This window comes from Burkholderia sp. MSh2, from assembly GCF_000731655.1.
Taxonomy (GTDB): domain Bacteria; phylum Pseudomonadota; class Gammaproteobacteria; order Burkholderiales; family Burkholderiaceae; genus Burkholderia; species Burkholderia paludis.
Window position 1 is genome coordinate 1 of the sequence record NZ_JPGM01000015.1, and the last position, 25,659, is coordinate 25,659.

A 25,659-nucleotide genomic window follows, 5' to 3' on the forward strand; every position below is an offset into this window, starting at 1 on the left:
TAAATTTCATATACCGGTTGTATTGCGAAGAGCAGCTGCAGTTGCGCTCGAAATTGCCGAAGCGACGAAAGATGGTGGTGACGCGCGTGGCGAAGATCGTGCCGGTCAGGCCAAACGACGCTTGGAGTATGGATTTTGTGGCTGACCAGCTTGCTGATGGCTCGAAATTTCGCACTTTGACGATCGTGGATGTGTTCACGAAGGAGGCGTTGGCGATCGAAGTCGGGCAACGCTTGAAAGGCGAACACGTGGTGTCTGCATTGAGCCGGATCGCCGCTCGGCACGGCGCCCCGCGGTATCTGTTTGTCGACAATGGCAGCGAATTTTCCGGGCGGCTGCTCGATATGTGGGCGTACCACTACCGAGCAAAAATCGACTTCAGCAGGCCCGGTAAGCCGACGGACAATTGCCACATTGAGACGTTTAACGGATCATTCCGCGACGAGTGCTTGAACCTACATTGGTTCGAAACGCTGGGCGAAGCCAAAGCGATCGTCGAGGCCTGGCGCCGGGATTACAACGAGAGCCGTCCTCACTCTGCTCTTAAAGAGTTGGCACCAGCTGAATTCGCCCGTCAACTGGTGCCTTTGCCGGGTTCAACCAGACCCGAAACGCCGGAAAACTCGCTCTAGATCTGGTCCGGGAAACCCAAGCGGATCACGAGCGTTTTCTGCTTGCCAAGGAATCGGTACGACAAGCGCCAGTACTTCGCGCCGTTCGGTTGGACGAGCAAGAACATCCCGTTGCCGTCCGTCAGTTTGTATGGTGCCGCGCTGGCCTTCGCGTTCCGCACCTGTATGTCAGTGAGAGGCATTGTTGGTATCTGCTGATACCAACAAAAATACCAACACTTTCTCCGGCTGTCACTGAGCAACCTTGAGTAACGATGGGAGCTAGAAGGCCGCCAGACGGGCGTGAGCGGGGCGTTTCTTGTGAATCTTGGGGGAGGTTTGGGGCTTGGCTGGTCCCCCCGACAGGAATCGAACCTGTATCTAGCGCTTAGGAGGCGCTTGTTCTATCCATTGAACTACGGGGAGAGCCGTGTCCGGGCGCTCGCGCGACAAACGCGAACCGGACGGCGATGTGGACAGCGCGCAGAGTATAGCAAACGCGTGGCGCATCGGCGGGCGGAATCCGCACCGCCGTGCATATCGTGCGATCGACGGCAGTCCGCCGCGATCGGAAAATCAGAAATCGACGACGACGAAATCTTCCTTGCCCACGTCGCACAGCGGGCAGCGCCAGTCGGCGGGAATGTCCGCGAACCGGGTGCCGGGCGCGATGCCTTCGTCGGGCAGCCCTTCCGCTTCGTTGTAGACCCACCCGCAAATCAGGCAGACCCAGCTCTGGTATTCGGTTACTTCGCTCATGTGGCGCTCGGGGTAATGATGGAAACTCGGTGATGCCGCCCGCGGCCTGTCCGGCGGACGAAAGGCGCAATGGTACCGGAATTTCGCCGAACGCCTACGCAACGTCGTTTTAAACGTGCGCATCGCGAACAACGAGCGCCATCGCGCCCGGCGGGCATGCAGTGTATGCTTCGTGAGCCTGTCAATCTGAAGGAGGAAACGATGCTCAACAAAAAGTGGATCGCGGGTGTGGCCTGTGTCGCGGCGCTGGCCATGTCGACGGTGGCGCACGCCGAAGCGCGCGTGTTCTTCGTCGAACCGCAGGACGGCGCGACGGTTTCGAGCCCGGTGCACGTGAAGTTCGGTCTGGAAGGCATGGCACTTAAGCCGGCCGGCGACATGACGCCGGATACGGGGCACCATCATCTGCTGATCGACAGCCAGCCGGTGCCGAAGGGCGTCGTGATCCCGGCCACCGATCATTCGCTGCACTTCGGCAAGGCCCAGACCGAAACCGACGTGACGCTGCCGCCGGGCCAGCATACGCTGACGCTGCAGTTCGGCGACGGCGCGCACCGTTCGTACGGTCCGGAAATGAGCTCGACGATCACGATCAACGTGAAGTAATCGCACGCGGCAATCGCGCGTGCCGCGTGCGGGCGCCCGAGGCGCCCGGCGCGGGATCGCCGGTCGGCCGTTTCGCCGCAGGAACCGCTGCCCGAAGCCGCGCACATCCGCTGCGCCCGCGCACCCACCGACGCGGTGACGGACGCCGCCGGCACGCCCTCCAGGGCGCGATCCGGCCCGTTTGCCACACTAGGCCGTTCAGCCATGCCGGTCCCGATGTCCGCGCCCGGTACAATGGGCGCTTCCGATTTCTCTCTTCGCCGTCTCCCCATGTCGCTCTATTCCATCACCGGCGCGCAACTCGCGTTCGGTCACGTCGCGTTGCTCGATCACGCGGATTTCTCGCTGGAAGCTGGCGAGCGCGTCGGCCTGATCGGCCGCAACGGCGCGGGCAAGTCGTCGCTGCTGAAGATCGTCGCCGGGCTCGCGAAGCCCGACGACGGGCTGGTTACGCGCCAGCAGGAACTCGTGACCGTCTATGTGCCGCAGGAGCCCGAATTCGAGCCGGGCGCGACGGTGTTCGATGCAGTCGCGTCGGGGCTCGCGCACACGCGCGAACTGCTCGAAGAATACGATTCGATCGCGCACCGTCTCGCGGATATCCCCGAAGGCGCCGAACACGATGCGCTGCTCGCGCGGATGAACACACTGCAGTCGTCGCTCGACGCGCACGACGCGTGGAGTTGGCGCACGCGCGTATCGATGACGCTTGCGCAGATCGGCCTGGCGGACGTCGATGCGCCCGTCGATGCCTTGTCGGGCGGGATGCAGAAGCGTGTCGCGCTGGCGCGCGCGCTGGTGTTGCAGCCCGACGTGCTGCTGCTCGACGAACCGACCAACCACCTCGACTTCGACGGCATCCGCTGGCTGGAAGAACTGCTGGTTGCGCAGCGCGCGGGCCTGCTGTTCATCACGCACGATCGCGCGTTCCTCGACCGCGTCGCGACGCGCATCGTCGACCTCGATCGCGGTCGGCTGCTGTCGTACCCGGGCAATTTCTCCGCGTACCAGACGCGCAAGGCGCAGCAGCTCGAAATCGAGCGCGTGGAAAACGAGAAGTTCGACAAGCTGCTCGCGCAGGAAGAAGTGTGGATCCGCAAGGGGGTCGAAGCGCGCCGCACGCGCAGCGTCGGCCGCATCGCGCGGCTCGTGCAGATGCGCAATGAGCGCGCGGAGCGCCGCAACACGCTGGGCAACGTGAAGCTGGATGTCGCGCAGGGCGAGAAGTCCGGCAAGATCGTCGCGGAGCTGACCGACGTGACGAAGCGCTACGGCGGCCGCACGGTTGTCGATCGCTTCTCGACGACGGTGATGCGCGGCGACAAGATCGGCTTCATCGGCCCGAACGGCGCCGGCAAGACGACGCTGCTCAAGCTGATTCTCGGCGAACTGAAGCCCGACGAAGGCACGGTGCGCATCGGCACCAACCTGCAGGTCGCCTATTTCGACCAGATGCGCGCGCAGCTCGACCAGGAAAAGAGCCTCGCGGATACGATCAGCCCCGGCAGCGAATGGGTCGAGATCGGCGGCGTGCGCAAGCATGTGATGAGCTACCTCGGCGATTTCCTGTTCGCGCCGGAACGCGCGCGTTCGCCGGTGAAGTCGCTGTCGGGCGGCGAGCGCAACCGGCTGCTGCTCGCGCGCCTGTTCGCGCGGCCGGCCAACGTGCTGGTGCTCGACGAACCGACCAACGACCTCGACATCCAGACGCTCGAACTGCTCGAGGAACTGCTGGCCGACTACGACGGCACGGTGCTGCTCGTCAGCCACGATCGCGCGTTCCTCGACAACGTCGTGACGTCGGTGATCGCCGCCGAGGGCGACGGCAAGTGGCGCGAATATGTCGGCGGCTTCAGCGACTGGCAGATCCAGAGCGCGCGCGCGGATCAGCTCGCACAGCAGGAAGCCGCGAAGCGCGCGGTCAGCGAGGCGGCACCCGTCAAGGAAGAACCGGCGAAAAGCGCCGCGGGCCGCAACGCGCAGCGCACGGTGAAGCTGTCGTTCAACGAGCAGCGCGAACTCGATTCGCTGCCGGAGAAGATCGCCGCGCTCGAAGAGGAGCAGAAAACCATCAACGCCCGGCTCGAAGACGGGTCGATCTTCGCGAAGGACCCGCAGGAGGGGACGCGCCTGACCGAACGGTTCGCGGCGATCGACGACGAATTGCTCGCCGCGCTCGAACGGTGGGAAACGCTCGAGGCGAAGCGTAAGCCGGCGTAATGCACAGGGCGCGCAATCCCGCGATTGGCGCGCCACGCGGAACCAGTAAAATACCGCGCGTCCCGGGCAGCGCAGCGCATGCTGCGCGCCCGCTTTCGGAGCAGTCCAAGCACACCGTTGTTTCGATTCGCTTTTTTACGGAACTCAACGTTTTGTCCACGACGTTATCCACACGAGGTGTGGACAATGTCCCGATGAATGACGAAATTCAGCGCCTATGTCAACGAAGAAACCCAGCGCGGCCTATAGCGAAGCATCGATCAAGGTGCTCAAGGGTCTCGAGCCGGTCAAGCAGCGCCCCGGCATGTACACCCGTACCGAGAATCCGCTGCACATCATCCAGGAAGTCATCGACAACGCGTCCGACGAGGCGCTCGGCGGCTACGGCAAGCAGATCACGGTCACGCTGCACGCGGACCAGTCGGTCTCGGTCGAGGACGACGGTCGCGGCATCCCGTTCGGCATGCACCCGGAAGAGGGTGTGCCGGTCGTCGAGATCGTATTCACGCGCCTGCACGCGGGCGGCAAGTTCGACAAGGCCGCAGGCGGCGCCTACACGTTCTCCGGCGGCCTGCACGGCGTCGGCGTGTCGGTGACGAACGCACTCGCGACGCGTCTCGACGTGACGGTCTGGCGCGACGGCAAGATCGCGGCGCTCGGCTTCGCCGACGGCGATGTCGTGAAGCCGCTGGCGACGCAGGGCGCGGGCCGCGGCGAGAAGAAGTCGGGCACGCGCGTGCAGGTGTGGCCGAATCCGAAGTACTTCGATTCGCCGAACCTGCCGCTCGGCGAGCTGCAGCGCCTGCTGCGCTCGAAGGCCGTGCTGCTGCCGGGCGTCGAGGTCGTGCTCGTCAACGAGAAGTCGGGCGAGCGCCAGACATGGAAGTATGAAGACGGCCTGCGCGGCTACCTGCTCGACGAAATGAACGGCAGCGAGCTGCTGATCCCGCTGTTCGAAGGCGAGCGTTTCGCCGATTCGCGTTCGGGCGACGACACCTTCGCCGAAGGCGAGGGCGCGTCGTGGGTCGTCGCATGGAGCGAGGAAGGCTCGCTCGTGCGCGAGTCGTACGTGAACCTGATCCCGACGCCGGCCGGCGGCACGCATGAATCCGGCCTGCGCGACGGTCTCTACCAGGCGGTGAAAAGCTTTGTCGAACTGCACAACCTGCAGCCGAAGGGCGTGAAGCTGCTCGCGGAAGACGTGTTCGCGCGCGTGTCGTTCGTGCTGTCCGCGAAGGTGCTCGATCCGCAGTTCCAGGGGCAGATCAAGGAACGCCTGAACAGCCGCGACGCGGTGAAGCTGGTGTCGTCGTTCTCGCGTCCCGCACTGGAGCTGTGGCTGAACCAGCACGTCGAGCACGGCAAGAAGCTCGCCGAACTCGTGATCAAGCAGGCGCAGGCGCGCACGCGCGCGGGCCAGAAGGTCGAGAAGCGCAAGAGCTCGGGCGTCGCGGTGCTGCCCGGCAAGCTGACCGACTGCGAGACGGAAGATATCGCGCGCAACGAACTGTTCCTCGTCGAGGGCGATTCGGCGGGCGGCTCCGCGAAGATGGGCCGCGACAAGGAATACCAGGCGATCCTGCCGCTGCGCGGCAAGGTGCTGAACACGTGGGAAACCGAGCGCGACCGCCTGTTCGCGAACAACGAGGTGCACGACATCTCGGTCGCGATCGGCGTCGATCCGCACAGCCCCGATGAAAGCGTCGACCTGTCGAACCTGCGCTACGGCAAGATCTGCATCCTGTCGGACGCGGACGTCGACGGTTCGCACATCCAGGTGCTGCTGCTCACGCTGTTCTTCAAGCATTTCCCGCAACTGATCGAGCGCGGCCACGTGTGTGTCGCGCGGCCGCCGCTGTTTCGCGTCGACGCGCCGGCGCGCGGCAAGAAGGCCGCGCAGAAGCTCTATGCGCTCGACGACGGCGAACTGGAAGCAATCCTCGACAAGCTGCGCAAGGACGGCGTGCGCGAGACCCAATGGAGCATCAGCCGCTTCAAGGGTCTGGGCGAAATGAGCGCCGAGCAGCTGTGGGACACGACGATGAACCCCGACACGCGCCGCTTGATGCCGGTGAAGCTCGGCGAGCTCGATTACGAGGCGACCGTCGCGCGCATGACGATGCTGATGGGCAAGGGCGAGGCAGCCGCGCGACGCGGCTGGCTCGAGGAAAAGGGCAACGACGTCGAAGCGGACATCTAAGCCGAGCACCTGCGCGGCCGGGCAAGACGCCCGGCCCGGCCTTACGCCACTTACGAATACGGAATTCAGATGGACGACAACACTTCCGATCTCTTTGCGGGCCCCGACGCGCCCGAGAGCGACGCGCTGACGCTCGGCAACTACGCGGAGCAGGCGTATCTCAGCTACGCGGTCAGCGTCGTGAAGAGCCGCGCGCTGCCCGACGTGTGCGACGGCCAGAAGCCGGTGCAGCGCCGGATTCTCTTCGCGATGAACGAAATGGGCCTCGGCCCGGACGCGAAGCCGGTGAAGTCGGCGCGCGTGGTCGGCGACGTGCTCGGTAAATACCACCCGCACGGCGACCAGTCGGCGTACGACGCGCTGGTGCGTCTCGCGCAGGATTTCTCGCTGCGCTACCCGCTGATCGACGGGCAGGGCAACTTCGGCTCGCGCGACGGCGATGGCGCGGCGGCGATGCGGTACACCGAAGCGCGCCTCACGCCGATCGCGAAGCTGCTGCTCGACGAGATCGACCAGGGCACGGTCGATTTCATGCCGAACTACGACGGCTCGTTCGAGGAGCCGAAGACGCTGCCGAGCCGCATGCCGTTCGTGCTGCTGAACGGCGCGTCGGGCATTGCGGTCGGCCTCGCCACCGAAATCCCGTCGCACAACCTGCGCGAAGTCGCGGCTGCGGCGGTCTCGCTGATCCGCAATCCGAAGCTTTCGCACGCGGAGCTGATGAACCTGATCCCCGGCCCGGATTTCCCGGGCGGCGGCCAGATCATCTCGAGCGACACGGAAATCGCGGCGGCCTACGAAACGGGCCGCGGCAGCCTGAAGGTGCGCGCGCGCTGGAAGATCGAGGATCTCGCGCGCGGCCAGTGGCAGCTCGTCGTCACCGAGCTGCCGCCGAGCACGTCGGGCCAGAAGGTGCTCGAGGAAATCGAGGAACTGACGAACCCGAAGCTCAAGCTCGGCAAGAAGACGCTGACGCCCGAGCAGCTCAACACGAAGAAGGCGATGCTCGACCTGCTCGACGCGGTGCGCGACGAGTCGGGCAAGGAAGCGGCGGTGCGGCTCGTGTTCGAGCCGAAGTCGCGCACGATCGACCAGACGGAATTCGTGAACACGCTGCTCGCGTACACGAGCCTCGAATCGAACGCGACGCTGAACCTCGTGATGATCGGCGCCGACGGCCGGCCGGGCCAGAAGGGCCTGCTGACGATCCTCGACGAATGGGTGAAGTTCCGCCAGCTGACGATGACGCGCCGTTGCCGCCATCGTCTCGCGAAGGTGGACGATCGCATCCATATCCTCGAAGGGCGGATGATCGTCTTCCTGAACATCGACGAGGTGATCCGCATCATCCGCGAGTCGGACGAGCCGAAGGCCGCGCTGATGAGCGCGTTCGGGCTCACCGACCGCCAAGCCGAGGACATCCTCGAAATCCGGCTGCGCCAGCTCGCGCGGCTCGAGAAGATCAAGATCGAGAAGGAACTCGAGGCGCTGCGCGACGAGAAGGCGAAGCTCGAGGAACTGCTCGCGAACGAAAGCGCGATGAAGCGGCTGATGATCAAGGAGATCGAGGCCGACGCGAAGCAGTACGGCGACGAGCGCCGCACGCTGATCCAGCAGGAAAAGCGCGCGACCTTCGAGGCGAAGGTGGTTGACGAGCCGGTGACGGTCGTCGTGTCGCAGAAGGGCTGGGTGCGTGCGCTGAAGGGCCACGGGCTCGATCCGGCAGGCTTCTCGTTCAAGGCCGGCGACAGCCTGTACGCGGCGTTCCAGTGCCGCACGCCGGACCGCCTGATCGCCTGGGGCAGCAGCGGCCGCGTGTATTCGGTCGACGTGTCGGTGCTGCCGGGCGGGCGCGGCGACGGCGTGCCGGTCACGTCGCTGATCGAGCTCGAATCGGGCTCGCACCTGATGCACTACTATGCGGCGCCGGTCGACCAGCAACTGCTGCTCGCGTCGAGCAACGGTTTCGGCTTCCTCGCGAAGGTCGGCGACATGGTCAGCCGCGTGAAGGCCGGCAAGGCGTTCATGACGATCGACGCGGGTGCGTCGCCGCTCGCGCCGATGCCGGTGCTGCCGAACGCGACGCAGGTCGCGTGCCTGTCGAGCGGCGGCCGGCTGCTGGTGTTCGGGATGGACGAGATGAAGACGCTGTCCGGCGGCGGCCGCGGTGTGATCCTGCTGGCGCTCGACGACAAGGAGACGCTCGTGCAGGCGCTCGCGATCGATCCGGCGGGCGTGGTGCTGATCGGCACAGGCCGAGGCGGCAAGGCGCAGGACGAGACGCTGTCGTATGCGGGGCTTGCGCCGCACGTCGGCAAGCGCGCCCGCAAGGGCCGCACGCCGGAGACGAAGCTGAAGGTCGTCAACGAGCTGCGTCCGCTGCTCGGCTGACATCCGGCGCGATCGAAGGCCGCACTCCCGCTTCAGCGGAAGTGCGGCCTTTTCGTTTCTTCGGGGCGGGAGATTCGGGTAAGCAAGCGTGGCGCTGTCACGCGAAACTTGCAAAATAGTGTGAAATCGCGCCTGGGGTCTGAACCGCGCGGCAGCCGGCCGGTCGAACGTCGCTCGATGCCGCGTGCGACGCGGCCGTTCGCCGTATCCAACCCATCTCAGGATTGTCGTCATGTCCCATGCTGTCGCCGTCGCGTTGTTTCTTCATCTGCTGGCCGTTGCCGTGTGGGTGGGCGGGATGGTCTTCGCGAACTTCTGCCTGCGTCCGGCGCTGTCGGATCTGTCGCCGCAGCTTCGGCTGCCGTTGATCGAAGGCGTGTTCGGCCGGTTCTTCAACTGGGTATCGGGCGCCGTGATCGTGATCCTGCTGTCGGGCGGCTTCCTGCTGATGGAATTCGGCGGCGCGCACGCGACGTGGTCGCTGCACGCGATGGCCGGGCTCGGCGTCGTGATGATGCTGATCTTCGGGCACATCCGCTTCGCGCTGTTCCCGCGCATCCGCCGGGCGGTGCAGGCGCAGAAGTGGCCGGACGGCGCGCGCGCGGTGAACGCCGTGCGCCTGCTCGTTGTCGTCAACCTCGTGCTCGGGGTCGTCACGATCGGCGCGGCCGTGCTGTCGCGCGGCTTCTGATTGCCCGGCGGCGGCGCCCGTCGTCGCATCGGCAAGCGCCGCTACGCGGCCAGCATCGCGTCGAGCAGCCATGAGCCGGCCGGGCCGAGCGGCCGGTTGCGCGACCATACCGCATCGACCCGCACGCGGCGCGGCCAGCCGCGCGCACGCAGTTCGCACAGGCGATCTTGCGCGAAGTGGTCGACCATCCAGCGCGGCAGCTCGGCCCAGCCGAACCCCAGCACGGCCATCTCCAGCAGCATCAGGTAGCTCGGCGCCAGCCAGCGCTGGGTGCCGACGACGATCCGGTCGCCGGCGCCGCGGCCCTCCGTTTTCACATACGTATTGAGGCGCAGTTCGCGCACGTCGCGCAATGCGGCGTGCGGCACTTCGGCGTCGCCGTACGCGGCGAGCGCGTGCGTGCGTCCGACGAACAGCCCGATCTCCGATTCCTCCGCGATCGTCGCCGCGCCGATATCGGCGGGGTAGGCCGCCCGCGCGGCCATCAGCCCGAGCTGCGCGCGCCCCTGCTGGATCAGGTCGAGCACGTCCTCGTGTTCGGCAATCTGGCATTCGAGCTCGAGCGCCGGAAAGCGCCGCTCGAGCGCCATCATGGTTTCCTCGTAATGCTTCGACTGGTACGTGTCGGACACGACGAGCGTCAGCCGCGCTTCCTCGCCGCGCGCGAGCCGCGCGGCCGTGCGGTCGATCGCCGCGCCCGCCTCGAGCGCGCGCTGGACCTGCGGCAGCAGCGCGCGCCCGGCCTCGGTCAGCGTCGGCGCGCGGGTCGAGCGGTCGAACAACTGCACGCCGAGATCGATCTCGAGGTTCGCGATCGCTTCCGACACGGTCGACTGACGCTTGCCGAGCTTGCGCGCGGCGGCCGTGAACGAACCGAGCAGCGCGGCTTCGGCGAATGCGAGCAGGGCTTCGGGGGCGTGGCGCATGCGATGCTCCGGGCAGTGTCATATCGGTAAAACCGATGATATCAAACTGGATTCATACGGTTGTGCCGATCAAAATGGCCGACATGAACGAAGCACACGAATCGGAGGGAATCATGAAACAGGTCAACAAAACGGTGACGGAACGGCTGCTGCATGCGCTGACGTTCGAACTGGTCGCGATCGCGCTCTGCGCGCCGATCGGCGCGTGGCTGCTCGACATGCCGGTGTCGCACGTCGGCGTGCTGACGGTGATGGTGTCGCTGATCGCAATGGCGTGGAACATGGCGTTCAACACGCTGTTCGATCGCTTCGAGCGTCGTGCGGGGCTGACGCGCACGCTGGGCATGCGGATCGCGCATGCGGTCGTCTTCGAGCTCGGCCTCGTCGCGATGGTGGTGCCGCTTGCCGCGTGGTGGTTGAACGTGAGCCTGGTCGAAGCGCTGCTGCTCGACCTCGGCATCGTGCTGTTCTTCCTGCCTTACACGTTCGGCTTCAACCTTGCGTACGACGCGCTGCGCGCCCGCTGGATCGCGCGCCGGGTCGCAATGCAGGCAGGCTGAGGAAGAGGCGGCCGCCGCCGGTCAGCGCGCGGCGGCCCACAGCCACACGCCGCACACGATCGCGACCGCGCCGTAGACGGCATAGACGGGCACCTTGAAGCGCGCGAAACACAGCGTCGCGAAGGCGCCCGTCAGCCAGTAGACGGCGTCGGCCGGTTCGCGATGCAGGATCCTCACGACGGCGACGACGAGAAAGCCGGTCGTCGCCGCGCGCAGCAGGCGCATCCCGTGCTCGAAGCGCGAATGGCGCTTGAGCCGGAACAGGTGGGTTTGCGCGAACACGACGAGGCAGCCCGACGGGATGAACAGCGCGGCCGTCGCGAGCAGCGCGCCGACCCAGCCGTCGGTCAGGTAGCCGAGGAACGGTACGACGTTCAGCAGCGGCCCCGGCGCCACGGGCGACAGCGCGAATGCGAGGGTGAAGTCGCGATCGGAGATGCCGGTTGCCGGCGAGACGAACAGCGTCTTCAGCACGGGCAGCGCGGAAAAGCCGCCGCCGAACAGCGTCATGCCGGCGCCTGCGAGGCGCGGCCACAGCAGCGCCGCCTGGTAATCGCCGGACAGCGGAACCGCGAACAGCGTGACGAGCACGCCGAGCAGCACGAGCAGGTTGCGGTCGCGGTGCGACAGCGTGAAATCGACCGCGTCGCGTTGCGGCGGCCCTGTCAGCCAGCCTGCTGCAAACGCGGCGAAGAGAATCCCGACGAACGCGGCGGGACTATGCGCGAAAGCGAGCAGAATCGTCGACAGCGCGGCGATCAGTTGCTCGAGCCGTGTGCGCGCGAGCGAGCGCAGCTGCTTGACCCACGTGACGCCGATCAGCGCGGCGAGCACCATCCCGAAATGATTGATCAGCATCGGCGCGGCCAGCGAGCGCACGAACGGCGTGCGATAGAAGACCGCGAACAGCGTCATCAGTATGGAGAACGGCAGAACGCTCGCGATGCCGGCGACCCACGCACCGGCGCGGCCGTGCAGTATTCGTCCGACCTGTATCGCGACGTTGCAGCCCACGGGGCCCGGCACGAGCCAGGCGAGCGCGACGAGATCGCCGAACACGCTCGGCTCGATGCGCCGCAGCCGCTCCACGTAGTGGCGTTCGAGCTGCGCCATCATCGAGAGCCCGCCCCACGACACCGCGGAAATGCTGGCCACGACCTTGAACAGGTCCCACAGGGACGCCTGTGCCTGCTCGACCTCGGCGGTCGCATCGATTTCGGCGGTCGTCATGATGGTGAGGTTGGCGCGGGGCCAGATCTCTCGCAGATAGCGGCGCCGGCGGCCCGCCGACACCCTGGGCCTCCCGATTGTCCACCGCGCCCCATGGCGCTGCCATGCGCGAAAACGCTAGGTCATGAACTAAACGATCGGATCGGAAAACGAAACAATTGCGGCGGCGCGCAACGCCCGCCGCGGACGCGTTGCGCTCACGCGCCGGTGCTGCCCGTCGCGCGGTGCGCGATCACGTTCGGCGGGGCGCCGCGTACGCCGAAGCGCGCGATCAGTGCGGGAATCGCGTCGGCGGGCACCGGTCGCGAGAACAGGAAGCCTTGCGCCTCGATCTCTCCGAGCGCGGCGAGCCACGTGATCTGTTCCTCGGTTTCCGTGCCTTCGACGACGACGGTCAGCCCGAGCGAGCGCGCGAGATGCACGATCGACGACACCATCACGCACACGCTGCGATCGTTCGGAATCGCCTGCACGAACGAGCGGTCGACCTTCAGCGTATCGACGGAGAAGCGGTGCAGGTACGACAGCGACGAATAGCCGGTGCCGAAATCGTCGAGCGCGATCCGGATGCCGAGCTTCTTCAGCGCGACGATTTTCTCGGACACGAGCTCCGGGTACTCCATCATCGCGGTTTCGGTGATCTCGAGTTCGAGCCGGCTCGCGTCGATGCCGGTGTCCTGCAGCGTGCGCGAGATCGTCTCGATCAGGTCGCCGCGCCAGAACTGCACGGGCGAGATGTTGATCGCAAGCGTCAGCGCGTCGTGGCCCTCGTCGCGCCAGCGTGCGATCTGCTCGCACGCGGTGCGGATCACGAAATCGCCGATCGGCACGATCAGGCCGGTCGATTCGGCGATCGAAATGAATTCGTTCGCGGAGATGATCCCGTGCTCGGGGTGATCCCAGCGCGCGAGCGCCTCGAAGCCGGTGATGGTGCGGTGCGTGAGGTCGATCTTCGGCTGGTACGCGAGGAACAGTTGCCCTTCCGCGAGCGCGACGCGCAATTGCTGTTCCCAGCGCATCAGGTGGTCGGCCCGGTGCGACAGGTGCGGCGCATAGAACTGGTAGCAGTTCTTGCCGGCGTCCTTCGCGCTGTACATCGCGAGGTCGGCCTTCTTCAGCAGGTCGATCTCGCTTTCGTTCGCGACGGTGTGCAGCGCGATGCCGATGCTCGCATGCAGGACGAACGAGCTGCCGCGCACGTCGAACGGTTCGCCGAACATCCGGATGATCGCTTCGGCGAGCCGTACCGCGCGGCGCTCGACGTCGTCGCCCTTCATCACGACGACGAACTCGTCGCCGCCGATGCGCGCGAGCGAGCCTTCGTCGCCGACCGCATCGGACAGGCGCGACGCGGTCATCTGCAGCACGATGTCGCCGGCGTTGTGGCCGAGCGTGTCGTTGACGGTCTTGAAGTTGTCGAGGTCGATGAACAGCAGCCCGAGCCGCGACAGGCTCGCCGGCATCGACACGTCGTTGCGCAGCCCGCGCAGCGTCGCGTAGCGGTTCGCGAGGCCGGTGAGCAGGTCGTATTCGGCGAGCTGGGTCATCTCGCGCTCACGGCCGAGCAGCTTGCCGATCAGGCCCGTCGCGACACCGAAGAACGCGAGCATCGCCAGCGTGATGAAGCTCGTCATCAGCAGGTAGACGTTGCGCGTATGGTAGTAGTCCGCAAATTCTTCCGTCTGCGACAGCCCGACCATCACCGCGAGCGGGTAGCCGTCGAGGTGGCGGTACGACACGATGCGCGTGAGGCCGTCGATCGGGTCGATGATCGTGCCCGTCACGCGTTCGGCGATCGGGTACACGCCGGACGCGGAAAACGCGCCCGGCGCGTTGCTGAGCGAACCCGTGCGCCGCGCGAGCACGGCGCCGGTGTCGGACACGACCGCGATCACGCCTTCCTTGCCGATCGCCGCGTTGTTGTAGAAGTCGTTCGTGAAATAGCTCGGGTCTTCCGACACGACGACGATGCCCGCGAAGCTGCCGTCCGGGTTGTTCAGGCGCCGCGTCATCTGCAGCGTCCAGTGGCTCGACACGCGGCCGAGCACCGGCTTGCTGATGAAAAGCCGGTCGTCGTTGTTGGCGAGGTGGACCTTGAAGTGCTCGCGATCGGACAGGTTGATCGGCTGCGGATGGAGCTCGGCCGTGTTCGCGAACAGGATGCCCTTCGCGTTGACGAGCGACACCTGGATCAGCGTGTCGCTGGGCACCACGCCTTTCTCGACGGCGCCCGCGAGATTGAAGTGCGCGGGCGACTTCTCGAATTCGAACTTGACGAAGCGGGTGATCTGGTCGACCTGGTGGATCGCCTTGACCGTATGCTGCTCGAGCGCGGACGACAGGATCGCCGCGGAGGCCGCGGCTTCCTTGTAGGCGCTGTCCTTTTCCACCGACAGGCGCGCGATGATCACGGCCCACAGCAGCGCGAGCGCCAGCATCCCGAGTAGCGGGATCGCGAATAGCGCACGCCGGCGCGACTTGCGCGGTGTGCGCAGCGGTCGGGGCGGCGGCGTGTGGTTGGACCGGGCGGAGCTCATTGAAACGGGCGGCGTCCTGCTCGCGTGCGCCATCCGTCGGGATGGCCTGCTAGGGTAGGGGTTGTCCCGACGTCTGTTCGTTCGCGGGACGCGCAACCATGGACAGACCTCCGAAACAACGGATTAGGCCCGATATTACTGGCTGGCGCGCTTTTGCGATAGTTGGGCAAATCGGGGGGGGCGCCGGCGGGGCCGGCGCCATCGCACATCGCGAAATGTCAGGCAGGCGCCCGGAACGTGCCGTCGACGACCGTGACGGTCTGGCCGCCGATCCACGTCGTGCCGTCTTCGTCGTAGCTGACGAAGATGCGGCCGTCGCGGCTGATCGCCGTGCCCTGGCGGGCCGTATACGACTGGCCGGGGCGGCGCCCCTGGCGCGTCAGCAGCCCGGCCACGGCGGCGTTCGCGCTGCCGGTGACGGGATCCTCGCCGAAGCCGAAGTTGCCGCCCGTCATCAGGCAGCGGATTTCGAACGTCGCGGGACCGCCTTCGGCGTGCGGCGCATAGGCCGCGAGGCCGTCCATGCCGTAGCGGCGCGTGATCGCCTCCAGCGCGGCCGGGTCGGGCGACAGGCCGATGCACGCGTCGGCCGACTTCAGCCGCACGACCAGCCACGGCGCGCCGTTGTCCACCGCGCACGGCTCGGCGTCGAAGTCGATCGCATCGCTGCGCAACGCGGCCGCCAGTGCCGCGTAGTCCGATCGCTCGAGCGGCGTGACGCGTGCCGGCGGCGTGGCGAACGCCCAGCCGTCGGCCTGCTCGCGCAGCGTCACCAGCCCGACCCCGCACTGCTGGATCAGCCGGCCCGGCGTGCGCGGCCGCGCGCCGCTTTCGAGGAACGCATGCGCGGTGCCGAGCGTCGGGTGGCCGGCGAACGGCAGTTCGCCGGCCGGCGTGAGGATCCGTACGCGGTAGTCGGCTTCCGGATCGGTCGGCGTGCAGACGAACGTCGTTTCCGACAGGTTCGTCCAGCGGGCGATCTCGAGCATCTCGTCGTCGCCGAGCGAATCGGCGTCGAATATCACGGCGAGCGGATTGCCCTTGAACGGCACCGACGTAAACACGTCGACCTGCTTGAAGCGGACCAGGCGGCTGGACATCACGGAGGGCCCGTTACGCAACTTCGGCGATCAGCTCGATCTCGACGCACGCGCCGAGCGGGATCTGCGCGACACCGAATGCCGAGCGTGCGTGCTTGCCGGCGTCGCCGAACACTTCCGCGATCAGCTCCGACGCGCCGTTCGTCACGAGGTGCTGTTCGGTGAAGTCGAGCGTCGAGTTGACGAGGCTCATCAGCTTGACGATGCGCGTGACCTTGTTCAGGTCGCCCGTATGCGCGTGCAGCGTCGCGAGCAGGTCGATCGCGATCGAGCGTGCGGCCGCCTTGCCGTCTTCCGTCTGCAGATCCGCGCCGAGCTTGCCGGCCCAGACCTTGCCGTCCTTCTTCGCGATGTGGCCCGACAGGTAGACCGTGTTGCCGCTTTGCGCGCTCATCACGTAGGCGGCGGCCGGTGCGCCGGCGGTCGGGAGCTCGATGCCGAGCGACTTCAGCTTGTCGTAGACGTTAGCCATGTATTCGGTTCCTCGTAGAGAGTCGTGACAGGAAAAAGGGGATCAGAGGCGCTCGCGCAGCAGCTTGCCGAGGCGCGCCACGCCTTCCTCGATCTTCTCGGGCGGCACCGTCACGAACGACAGGCGCAGCGTGTTCTGCTGGGCGTTGTCCGCGAAGAACGGCGCGCCCGGCACGAAGGCGACATGGTTGTCGACGGCCGCGGCGAGCAGCTTCATGCTGTCGATTTGCGCGGGCAGGTTCACCCAGATGAACATCCCGCCTTCCGGGCGGTTCCAGGTGACGCCTTCCGGCATGTGGCGTTCGAGCGCGCCGAGCATCGCGTCGCACTGCGCGCTGTACAGCTCGCGGATCGTCGGGATGTGCTCGTCGAGGAAGCCGTCCTTGATCACTTCGTGCGCGATGCGCTGCGTGAGCGTCGGCGTGTGCAGGTCGGTGGCCTGCTTGGCCTGCACGAGCTTGAAGTGGAGTTCCTCGGGCGCGATGATGTAGCCGATCCGCAGGCCCGGCGCGAGCACCTTCGAGAACGTGCCGAGGTGCACGATGTGGTCGGGCGCCATCGACAGCATCGTCGGCAGCGGCTCGCCGCGGTAGTTCAGCGCGCCGTATGGATCGTCCTCCAGCACCGGGAACGGGCTCGACTGCGCGAACGCGGCGAGCGCGCGGCGGCGCTCGACGGGCAGGCGGCGGCCGGTCGGGTTCTGGAAGTTCGGCTGCGCGTACAGCAGGCGCGCGCCTTGCGTGAGTTCGGGCGTGAGGCCGTCCGGCAGCAGGCCCTGCTCGTCGGTCGGCACCTGCACGTAGCGCGGCTCGTACAGCGAGAACGATTGCAGCGCGCCGAGGTAGGTCGGGGTCTCGACGAGGACCGGGCTGCCCGGATCGACGAGCGCCTTGCCGAGCAGGTCGAGCGCCTGCTGCGAGCCGGTCGTGATCAGCACCTGCGACACGCGCACGCTGTAGCGCTCGGCGATCCATTCGCGCAGCGGCAGGTAGCCTTCGGTCGCGCTGTACTGGAGCGCGGCGGCCGGCGCGTCGCGCAGCACGCGGTCGGCGGCGGCGCGCATGCGCTCGGCCGGGAACGTCGCGGGGGCGGGCAGGCCGCCGGCGAACGAGATGACCTCGGGGCGCTCCGTGACCTTCAGGATCTCGCGGATCGCAGAGCTCGTCAGCTTGCGGGCGCGTTCGGAAAGTTGCCAGTGCGGCGGGTGCAGGTCGCTCGGATTCATAGTCTCCTCGTTCGGGTATCGTGGTCAGTCAAGAAAGGTCGTTCGGGCGGACTGCTTCGACGCTGCCGGGTGGGCAAGCGCGAGCGCGGTCGAACCTTCGCGGCCGGGTGGGCAAAACCGTTCAGGCAAAGCAGCCATTATGGCGCACCTGTTCAGCCGGCGCGAGCCGGGCGCGCGGCAGTGGCGACTGCCGCGCGGCGCCCGAGCATCACGGTGGCGATCACGGCGATCGCGAACAGCCACGTGGACGACGTGACCGTTTCGCCGAATAGCAGCGCGGAAAAGGCGATCGTGAAGAAAATCTGCAGCAATTGCACCTGGCCGACGCGGGCGGTGCCGCCCATCGCGAGCCCCGCATACCACGCGAAAAAGCCGATGAATTGCGAAAAGAGGGTCACGTAGCCGAACGCGAGCCACGTGCGCGGCGCGAGCGGGCCCGGATGCATGACGTGCTGCTGCCACGCAAGCCAGCCCACCGGCAGCACGAGGAACGGCGCGGACACGACGAGCGCCCAGCAGATCACCTGCCAGCCGCCGATCTGGCGCGCGAGGCGGGCGCCTTCCGCATAGCCGAGCGCGCCGATGCCGACCGCGACGAGCATCAGCGCGTCGCCGGCCTGCACGGTGCCGCCGCCGTCGCGCAGCGCGAACGCGATCACCAGCGCGCTGCCGGCCACCGCGCTGATCCAGAACGCCCTCGATGGCCGCTCGTGCGACAGCCACGCCGCGTACAGCGCGACGAACAGCGGCTGCAGCCCGTTGACGACCGCGCCGTGCGCGGCCGGCACGGTTTTCATCGACCAGGCGGAGAAGACGGGATACGCAATGATCACGCCGGCCGACGTGATCGCGAGGCTTTTCAGTTGCGCGCGGGTCGGCGGCCGCTCGCGGCGCCACCACAGCAGCAGCGCGGCCGGCACCGAGGCGGCGAGCGCGCGGCCGAGCCCGTTGAGCAGCGGATTGAGTTCGGACACGACGATGCGCGTCATCGGCAGCGTCAGGCTGAAGATCATCACGCCGATCAGGCCGAGCAGCATGCCGCGTGTTTCGCGTGAATTCATGTCGTGGGCGTCTCCGTATTGGCCGTTGTTATCGTCGGGGCGGCGGGCCGCTCAGCGCAGCGTGCGCGCGCCCTGCGGCGTGTCGAATTCGGCGACGAGCACGGGCGGGCCGTCGGCGGATTCGAGGTCGAGCAGGTGGGCGGCGCCGAGCCAGTCGAGCTGTGCGCGGACGAGGTCCGCCTGCGGATGGGCGCCCTTGAGCGTTTTCAGCGCGACGCCGTCGTGCGGCAGCGCATCGGCCGGGTGGCGCGGGCCGTCCCACTGGATCAGCGACGGCACGAGGCCGTCGCCGGCTCCCTGCCACGCGGGGAACGCGCCGTCGTCGGGCACCGACAGGCCCCAGCCCAGGTCGCCGCGCCGCATCGCGACGATGGGCGGGATGCGGGCCGGATACTGGCTCTGCCACAGCGCCAGCTGGCGCGGGCGGTCGACGCGGGCGACCCAGTGCGCGAGAAACGGGCCCTGCGCGAGCCGCGCGTGCATCGCAGGATCGTCGAGGCCGAACAGCCGCGCACGCGGCGGCGCGTCGTCCGGCGCGGGCGCGTCGGGGTCGATCGCGATCACTTCGAGGTAGAGCCCGCCCCATACGCCGAACAGCGCATTGTGGGTCCGCATCAGCGGATGCCGGCCGCCGCCGGCCGGCTCGATGCCGAGCGCGCCGGCGACATGGCGTACACCGTCGTCGAGCGTGCGCGCGGCGATCACGAGATGGTCGAGGGTCAGGGAGCGGGCTGGCATGAACGTCGGTCGGGAAGCGAAAGTGTCATGGTGGGCGGGTGACGCGCCGGTTGGCTGCCGGGCCGGCCGGCGTACCGGCCGCGACCCTGGCGGGCGGACGCGGCGCCCGATGCGGCGGGCCGGAACGGCGGCCGCACGGTCGCCATTTCGGTCAACTGTAATCGTCGATACCGGCACAGTAACGGTACAATCGACGCGATAGCCTTCGGTACAGTTGTGTTGGAGCCGCCGCTCATGTCCACCGTCCCACTCGCCCAGATTCCCGCGCCGCACGATACGGCCACGCTCACGCTCGTCGACCAGCTCGTCCAGTGGGCGCGGCGGCGCATCGACGAACGCGTGTTCCGTCCCGGCATGCGGATGCCGTCGATCCGCAAGCTCGCGCTCGACAAGAGCGTGTCGCGCTTCACCGTCGTCGAGGCGTACGAGCGCCTCGTCGCGCAGGGCTACCTCGATTCGCGGCGCGGCTCGGGTTTCTACGTACGCGAGCGCACGGCCGGCCCGCAGCCGACCGACAACGTGGCGCGCGTGGCCGAGGCCGCGCCCGTGCACAACACGATCGACGTCGTCTGGCTGCTGCGCAACATGCTGCATACCGTCAGCCCGGAAAAGGGGCCCGGTCTCGGCTACCTGCCGGGCCGCTGGCTCGACGGCGAACTGATTACCGGCGCGCTGCGCGCGCTCGGGCGCCAGGCCGGCGCGCAGATGCTCGGCTTCGGCACCGCGCAGGGCTTCCTGCCGCTGCGCCAGCAACTGCAGACGCGCCTCGCCGAAGTCGAGATCGGCGCGAAGCCCGAGCAGATCGTGCTGGTATCGGGCATCACGCAGGCGATCGACCTGATCTCGCGGATCTACGTGCAGCCGGGCGACGCGGTGATCGTCGGCGATCCGGCGTGGTTCCAGATGTTCGGCCGCTTTGCCGCGCAGGGCGCGCAACTCGTCGGGATGCCGTACACGCCGGACGGCCCCGATCTCGACGCGCTCGAAACGCTCGTGCAGATGTGGCGGCCGAAGATGCTCGTGATCAACTCGGTGCTGCAGAACCCGACCGGCACGTCGCTGTCGGCGGCGCAGGCGTTCCGGATCCTGAAGCTCGCCGAGGCATACGACTTCCTCGTCGTCGAGGACGACGTGTACGGCGACCTGTGTCCGCCGAGCTATGCGGCCACGCGCCTCGCGAGCCTCGACCAGTTGAAGCGCGTGATCTACCTCGGCAGCTATTCGAAGACGCTGGCCGCCAACCTGCGGGTCGGCTATGTCGCGTGCGCGCCGGAGATCGCGAAGGCGGTCACCGACCAGAAGATGCTGGTCGGGATGACGACGCCCGAGCTCAACGAGCGCGTGCTCTACAAGATCCTGACCGAGGGACATTACCGGCGCCACGTCGAGCGGCTGCGCGCGCGGCTCGACGGCGTGCGCGACAAGACTGCCCGGATGCTCGAGCGCACGGGGCTCGGGCTCTTCACGATGCCGGCGGCCGGGATGTTCCTGTGGGCCGACACGGGCGTCGATTCGGATGCGCTCGCGGCGGTCGCGCACGAGGCCGGCTTCCTGCTCACCCCCGGCAGCCTGTTCTCGCCGCAGCAATCGCCGTCCACGTGGATGCGCTTCAACGTCGCGAACTGCGGCGATCCGGCGCTGCCGGGCCTGCTGTCGCGCTATATCGACTCGGCCATGCGGCGCGCGTCGTGACGCGGCGCGGCGCGCCGGCCCTTGAAATCGCGCGCGCGGTCCCCAGATACGCGCGCAAACCGCTTGCGCCAGGCGGTCGTCCTTCGCCGGGCCGGCATCGCCCGGCGGGCGCCTGCGCCACACCCTTCAAGTTCAAGTAAGAGGAAACAGCATCCATGGCACACGAAACGATGAGCTTTCAGGCAGAGGTCAAGCAACTCCTCCACCTGATGATTCATTCGCTCTACAGCAACAAGGAAATCTTCCTGCGCGAACTGGTGTCGAACGCGTCCGACGCGGCCGACAAGCTGCGTTTCGAAGGGCTCGCCGACAACGCGCTGTACGAGAACGATCCGAACGTGCGCATCCGCATCGCCTACGACAAGGCTGCGCGCACGATCACGATCGACGACAACGGCATCGGCATGAGCCGCGACGAGGCGATCGCGAACCTCGGCACGATCGCGCGTTCGGGCACCAAGGAATTCTTCACGAAGCTGTCCGGCGACCAGCAGAAGGATGCGGCGCTGATCGGCCAGTTCGGCGTCGGTTTCTACTCGGGCTTCATCGTCGCGGACCGGATCACGGTCGAGACGCGCCGCGCGGGCCTGCCGGCGAGCGAGGCCGTGCGCTGGGAAAGCGCGGGCGAGGGCGATTTCACGATCGACGCGATCGAGCGCACGCAGCGCGGCACGACGATCACGCTGCACCTGCGCGAAGGCGAGGACGAGCTGCTGTCGTCGCACCGCCTGAAGTCGATCATCCAGAAGTACTCCGACCACATCGCGCTGCCGATCCTGATGCAGAAGGAAGAATGGGATCAGGAAAAGGGCGAGATGGTCCTGAAGGACGAGGACGAGACGGTCAACCAGGCGAGCGCGCTGTGGACGCGTTCGAAGAGCGACGTCACCGACGAGCAGTACACCCAGTTCTACCAGCACATCGCGCACGACCACCAGGATCCGCTGACGTGGACGCACAACCGCGTCGAGGGTCGCAGCGAGTACACGCAGCTGCTGTTCGTGCCGGCGCACGCGCCGTTCGACCTGTGGAACCGCGACTACCGCGGCGGCCTGAAGCTGTACGTGAAGCGCGTGTTCATCATGGACGACGCCGAGCAGTTGCTGCCGCAATACCTGCGTTTCGTGAAGGGCGTGGTCGATTCGGCGGACCTGCCGCTGAATGTATCGCGTGAAATCCTGCAGGAAAGCCGCGACGTGAAGGCGATCCGCGAAGGCGTGACGAAGCGCGCGCTGTCGATGCTCGAGGAACTCGCGAACGCGGAAGAGGATGCCGGCAAGGAGAAGTACAAGACCTTCTGGGGCGCGTTCGGCCAGGTGCTGAAGGAAGGCCTCGGCGAGGATCACGCGAACCGCGAGCGTATCGCGAAGCTGCTGCGCTTCGCGTCGACGCACGGCGATACCGACGTGCAGGACGTGTCGCTCGCCGACTACGTGTCGCGCATGAAGCCCGAGCAGAGCAAGATCTACTACGTGACGGCCGATGCATGGCAGGCCGCGAAGAACAGCCCGCATCTCGAGGTGTTCCGCAAGAAGGGCGTCGAGGTGCTGCTGCTGACCGATCGCGTCGACGAATGGATGCTGTCGTTCCTGCAGGAATTCGACGGCAAGCCGCTCGCGAGCGTGGCGCGCGGCGACCTCGACCTCGGCGAGCTGAATGACGAGGAAAAGAAGGCGCAGGAACAGGCGGGCGAGGCGATCAAGCCCGTCGTCGAGAAGATGAAGGAAGCGCTCGGCGACAAGGTGAAGGAGGTGCGCGTGACGTTCCGCCTGACCGATTCGCCGTCGTGCCTCGTCGCGGACGACAACGACATGAGCGGCTACCTGCAGCGGATGCTGAAGGCGGCCGGCCAGAACGCGCCGGCGATGCAGCCGATCCTCGAGATCAATCCGGAACACGCGCTCGTGAAGCAGTTGAACGCCGACAGCGCCGATTTCGGCGACTGGTGCCACCTGCTGTTCGACCAGGCGCTGCTGGCGGAAGGCGGCACGCTCGACGATCCGGCGAGCTTCGTGAAGCGGACCAACGCGCTGCTGCTGTCGCGGGCCGCGTGAACGCGCGCATGCGCTTCGACGGCGGGCAGGCCGGCTGGCGCGAGACGCCGCGGCCGGGCTGCACGCTCGACCAGCGCGACTGGCTGACGCGCGGCGGATCGCTGACCGCGCATCTCGCGCGGCTTGGCCGCGTGAACGTGCGGGTGACGCGCGAGGCCGTCGACTGCCCGTGGTTCGACGAGCCGGACGCGCTTGCCTGTGCGCCGCGCGCGCCGATGTGGGTGCGCGAGGTGATCCTGTCGGTTGACGGCACGCCGTACGTGGCCGCGCACAGCATCGCGCCGCTTGCCGCCAGCAAGGGCGTGTGGCAGGCGATGCGGCGGCTGCGCACGCGGCCGCTCGCGGAGCTGCTGTACAGCGATCCGCAGGTCGAGCGCTCGGCGCTCGTCAGCCGGCGCGTGATTGCCGGGCATCCGCTGTATGCGCTGGCGAGCCATGCGCTCGGCGCGGGCGTGCGCGCGCCGCATGCATTCGCCGCGCGGCGCTCGGTGTTCCAGCGTCACGGCAAGCCGCTGATGGTGACCGAATGCATGCTGCCGGCGCTGTGGCGTCATCTCGACGCGCACGGCGACGGGCCCCGATCCGTCGGGCCGCGTGGAGACGCATGATGCTGCAGGGGTTTCCGCCGGTCGTCGGGCCGGATACGCACACGATGATACTCGGCAGTTTTCCGGGCGAGGCGTCGCTCGACGCCGTGCAGTATTACGCGCATCCGCGCAACCAGTTCTGGCGGCTGCTCGGTACGGTGCTCGGCGAGCACGGGTTGCACGAGCTGGCATACGACGCGCGGCTCGCACGCGTGCTCGCGCACGGCATCGGCATCTGGGACGTGCTCGCCGCGTGCCATCGTGAAGGCAGCCTCGATTCGGCGATTCGCAACGCGGCGCCGAACGATTTCGATTCGCTGCGAGAACATGCGCCATTGCTGAAGCGCGTGTGCTTCAACGGCAAGACGGCCGGGCGGTTCGCCGACGTGATCGGCCGGGCCGGGTACGACACGCTCGTGCTGCCTTCGTCGAGCCCGGCGAATGCGATGCTGTCGTTCGAGCAGAAGCTCGCGCAGTGGCGGGGGATTGGCGGCTGACGTCGGCAAAAGTGCCGTGAACGGCGGGCATCGCGCCCGACGCTCGATTGTTCTTGCGCCATCTTCATCTGGGCGGCTCGCCCTTGATCCGGCGTACCGTAGTCGGCGGTGCGATCCAGCCCTGCCTGCGATCGGCAAGCCTCATCCCGATCCCGAGCGTTTCGCCGTCATGCAAGACACGCTCGGTGGCAGAAGCAGTTCTTGCTCGACGTCGACCGATGGAGCGGTGACGGCTTTCAGGTAACTTCCCCCGACACGGTTGAGACGCATTGTCGACCGAGCTAACCGTTTTCGTGCACTGACCGAGCGACAGCGTATGACGGTGGATCTGTCCCTGGCGTTCCGCACGCCCCACCAATGCTATCCTCTCGTCCGCTTATCCAGCATCACCCAGCGAGATTCACACATGACCCGACTGATCAAGCGCGCGTCCGCCGAGGCGCGCGCGTTCAAGCAAGGCAAGCCGTCCTCCTACAACGGCTCCGAAAAACTCCAGCCGCCGCGCGTGAAGCGCCGCCCGGACATCGACGAACACGACGACGTGCCGGTGCTCGAAGCGCCGCGCAAGCCGCGCTTCGCGCCCGTCACGTTCTCGGAAGAGGGCGGCGTGCGCTTCCTGCACTTCGGCACCGAATGGGTGCAGGGCGCGATGCGTATCTCGAAGCCGCTGCATATCGAGCTCGAATACGCGCAGCAGATGATGGCGTGGCTGCTGTTCCTCGAAACGCCCGAGCGGATCGTCCAGCTCGGGCTCGGCACCGGCGCGCTGACCAAGTTCTCGCATCGCTTCCTGTCGAATGCGAAGGTCGAGGCCGTCGAGCTGAATCCGGCCGTGATCGTCGCCGCGCGCACGATGTTCGCGCTGCCGCCTGACGACGCGCGTCTCGCCGTGCATGAAGCCGACGCATGGGATTTCGTCAACGATCCGGCCAACCGCGGCACGACGGGCGCGATCCAGATCGACCTGTACGACGCGACCGCACGCGGCCCCGTGCTCGACAGCGTCGCGTTCTACCGCGCGGTGCGCGGCTGCCTCGCCGACGCGGGCATCGCGACGATCAACCTGTTCGGCGATCACCCGAGCTTCGTACGCAACATGAAGCACCTGAACGCGGCATTCGATCACCGCGTGATCGCGCTGCCGGAAGTGCACGACGGCAACCGGATCGCGGTCGCCTTCTCGGGCCCCGCGCTCGACGTGCCGTTCGTGCAGCTCGACGCGCGTGCGAAGCTGATCGAGGACACGCTGAAGCTGCCCGCCCGCAAGTGGGTGAAAGCCTTGAAAGAAACGACCGGCGCGCGCGACGCCTCGTTCGCGATCTGACGCTTCATGCGCCGGCGGCATGCCGGTGCAACCACGCGACAAGGGGCGGATCACCTCGGGTTCGCCCCCGCTTGACCGCGTGCTCGCGGCTCCTATACTGGCGCGAAGCCAGGGGAGCCGCAGCCTACCCGTTTTGCGCTCCTCTCGGCGCCGTACCCGCTCAACAAGATCGATAACCG

General features: G+C 67.1%; 21 protein-coding genes, 1 tRNA gene and 1 pseudogene. 12 read left to right on the forward strand and 11 right to left on the reverse strand.

Features of this window, described 5'->3' with window-relative positions; translation table 11 throughout:
* A partial coding sequence (locus GQ57_RS11250; protein WP_034197916.1) for an IS3 family transposase occupies nucleotides 1-632 on the forward strand: 632 nt, incomplete at its 5' end.
* A gap of 23 nt (nucleotides 633-655) precedes the next feature.
* Here the strand turns inward: GQ57_RS11250 and GQ57_RS11255 are convergent.
* The 3 genes and pseudogenes from GQ57_RS11255 to GQ57_RS11265 all read right to left on the reverse strand — a co-directional run.
* Nucleotides 656-814 (reverse strand): annotated as a pseudogene (locus GQ57_RS11255) (Arm DNA-binding domain-containing protein); the annotation flags it as partial.
* A 148-nt stretch (nucleotides 815-962) separates the two neighbouring features.
* Nucleotides 963-1,037: transfer RNA gene (locus GQ57_RS11260), tRNA-Arg, on the reverse strand.
* 150 nt (nucleotides 1,038-1,187) lie between these two features.
* Nucleotides 1,188-1,370, reverse strand: coding sequence for a rubredoxin (locus GQ57_RS11265; RefSeq protein WP_006398668.1), 183 nt, complete (start codon nucleotides 1,368-1,370; stop codon nucleotides 1,188-1,190).
* A gap of 201 nt (nucleotides 1,371-1,571) precedes the next feature.
* On the opposite strand from GQ57_RS11265, the gene GQ57_RS11270 reads away from it, so the two are divergent.
* From GQ57_RS11270 to GQ57_RS11290, 5 genes are all read left to right on the forward strand, one after another.
* A complete protein-coding gene (locus GQ57_RS11270) occupies nucleotides 1,572-1,976 on the forward strand; it encodes a DUF4399 domain-containing protein (protein ID WP_031402915.1) in 405 nt (134 codons plus the stop codon).
* A 270-nt stretch (nucleotides 1,977-2,246) separates the two neighbouring features.
* A complete protein-coding gene (locus GQ57_RS11275) occupies nucleotides 2,247-4,196 on the forward strand; it encodes an ATP-binding cassette domain-containing protein (protein ID WP_031402916.1) in 1,950 nt (649 codons plus the stop codon).
* A 217-nt stretch (nucleotides 4,197-4,413) separates the two neighbouring features.
* Entirely contained in the window at nucleotides 4,414-6,396 is a 1,983-nt protein-coding gene (locus GQ57_RS11280) for a DNA topoisomerase IV subunit B (protein ID WP_034197917.1), read from the forward strand.
* 69 nt (nucleotides 6,397-6,465) lie between these two features.
* Nucleotides 6,466-8,787, forward strand: coding sequence for a DNA topoisomerase IV subunit A (parC, locus tag GQ57_RS11285; RefSeq protein ID WP_034197918.1), 2,322 nt, complete (start codon nucleotides 6,466-6,468; stop codon nucleotides 8,785-8,787).
* 232 nt (nucleotides 8,788-9,019) lie between these two features.
* Nucleotides 9,020-9,478, forward strand: coding sequence for a CopD family protein (locus tag GQ57_RS11290; protein WP_031402919.1), 459 nt, complete (start codon nucleotides 9,020-9,022; stop codon nucleotides 9,476-9,478).
* Between the two features lie 41 nt (nucleotides 9,479-9,519).
* Here the strand turns inward: GQ57_RS11290 and GQ57_RS11295 are convergent, their stop codons facing one another.
* Nucleotides 9,520-10,404 (reverse strand): LysR family transcriptional regulator, encoded by an 885-nt coding sequence (locus GQ57_RS11295; RefSeq protein ID WP_034197919.1) that lies wholly within the window; start codon nucleotides 10,402-10,404, stop codon nucleotides 9,520-9,522.
* Nucleotides 10,405-10,517: 113 nt separating this feature from the next.
* On the opposite strand from GQ57_RS11295, the gene GQ57_RS11300 reads away from it, so the two are divergent.
* Nucleotides 10,518-10,964: a multidrug/biocide efflux PACE transporter gene (locus tag GQ57_RS11300; RefSeq protein ID WP_031402921.1), complete on the forward strand. Its 447-nt coding sequence runs from the start codon at nucleotides 10,518-10,520 to the stop codon at nucleotides 10,962-10,964.
* A 21-nt stretch (nucleotides 10,965-10,985) separates the two neighbouring features.
* Here the strand turns inward: GQ57_RS11300 and GQ57_RS11305 are convergent, their stop codons facing one another.
* From GQ57_RS11305 to GQ57_RS11335, 7 genes are all read right to left on the reverse strand, one after another.
* Nucleotides 10,986-12,194, reverse strand: a complete 1,209-nt coding sequence (locus tag GQ57_RS11305) for a chromate transporter (RefSeq protein ID WP_031402922.1) — start codon at nucleotides 12,192-12,194, stop codon at nucleotides 10,986-10,988.
* 197 nt (nucleotides 12,195-12,391) lie between these two features.
* Nucleotides 12,392-14,731, reverse strand: a complete 2,340-nt coding sequence (locus GQ57_RS11310) for a bifunctional diguanylate cyclase/phosphodiesterase (protein WP_031402923.1) — start codon at nucleotides 14,729-14,731, stop codon at nucleotides 12,392-12,394.
* A gap of 218 nt (nucleotides 14,732-14,949) precedes the next feature.
* The gene (locus tag GQ57_RS11315) at nucleotides 14,950-15,831 is read right to left on the reverse strand and encodes a PhzF family phenazine biosynthesis protein (RefSeq protein WP_031402924.1); all 882 of its coding nucleotides are present in this window, start codon (nucleotides 15,829-15,831) and stop codon (nucleotides 14,950-14,952) included.
* Nucleotides 15,832-15,844: 13 nt separating this feature from the next.
* Nucleotides 15,845-16,303, reverse strand: a complete 459-nt coding sequence (locus tag GQ57_RS11320) for a RidA family protein (protein ID WP_031402925.1) — start codon at nucleotides 16,301-16,303, stop codon at nucleotides 15,845-15,847.
* 42 nt (nucleotides 16,304-16,345) lie between these two features.
* Entirely contained in the window at nucleotides 16,346-17,527 is a 1,182-nt protein-coding gene (locus GQ57_RS11325) for an aminotransferase-like domain-containing protein (protein ID WP_031402926.1), read from the reverse strand.
* Nucleotides 17,528-17,679: 152 nt separating this feature from the next.
* On the reverse strand, nucleotides 17,680-18,588 hold the full coding sequence (locus GQ57_RS11330; protein ID WP_031402927.1) for a DMT family transporter: 909 nt from the start codon (nucleotides 18,586-18,588) through the stop codon (nucleotides 17,680-17,682).
* A 51-nt stretch (nucleotides 18,589-18,639) separates the two neighbouring features.
* A complete protein-coding gene (locus GQ57_RS11335) occupies nucleotides 18,640-19,326 on the reverse strand; it encodes a VOC family protein (RefSeq protein ID WP_034197920.1) in 687 nt (228 codons plus the stop codon).
* A gap of 234 nt (nucleotides 19,327-19,560) precedes the next feature.
* Between GQ57_RS11335 and GQ57_RS11340 the strand changes: the two genes are divergently transcribed.
* The 5 genes from GQ57_RS11340 (at nucleotide 19,561) to GQ57_RS11360 (ending at nucleotide 25,480) form a co-directional block, all read left to right on the forward strand.
* Nucleotides 19,561-21,018 carry an aminotransferase-like domain-containing protein gene (locus tag GQ57_RS11340; RefSeq protein ID WP_034197960.1) on the forward strand — a complete coding sequence of 486 codons (1,458 nt, stop codon included), beginning with the start codon at nucleotides 19,561-19,563 and terminating at the stop codon, nucleotides 21,016-21,018.
* A 155-nt stretch (nucleotides 21,019-21,173) separates the two neighbouring features.
* On the forward strand, nucleotides 21,174-23,072 hold the full coding sequence (gene htpG / locus GQ57_RS11345) for a molecular chaperone HtpG (protein WP_031402930.1): 1,899 nt from the start codon (nucleotides 21,174-21,176) through the stop codon (nucleotides 23,070-23,072).
* Nucleotides 23,073-23,080: 8 nt separating this feature from the next.
* Complete coding sequence (locus GQ57_RS11350; RefSeq protein WP_031402931.1) at nucleotides 23,081-23,680, forward strand: chorismate--pyruvate lyase family protein; 600 nt, start codon at nucleotides 23,081-23,083, stop codon at nucleotides 23,678-23,680.
* Complete coding sequence (locus GQ57_RS11355) at nucleotides 23,680-24,156, forward strand: DNA-deoxyinosine glycosylase (RefSeq protein ID WP_034197961.1); 477 nt, start codon at nucleotides 23,680-23,682, stop codon at nucleotides 24,154-24,156. The genes GQ57_RS11350 and GQ57_RS11355 overlap by 1 nt, the downstream gene beginning before the upstream one ends.
* Before the next feature lie 406 nt (nucleotides 24,157-24,562).
* Nucleotides 24,563-25,480, forward strand: a complete 918-nt coding sequence (locus tag GQ57_RS11360) for a spermidine synthase (RefSeq protein WP_034197921.1) — start codon at nucleotides 24,563-24,565, stop codon at nucleotides 25,478-25,480.
* Nucleotides 25,481-25,659: the final 179 nt, after the last annotated feature.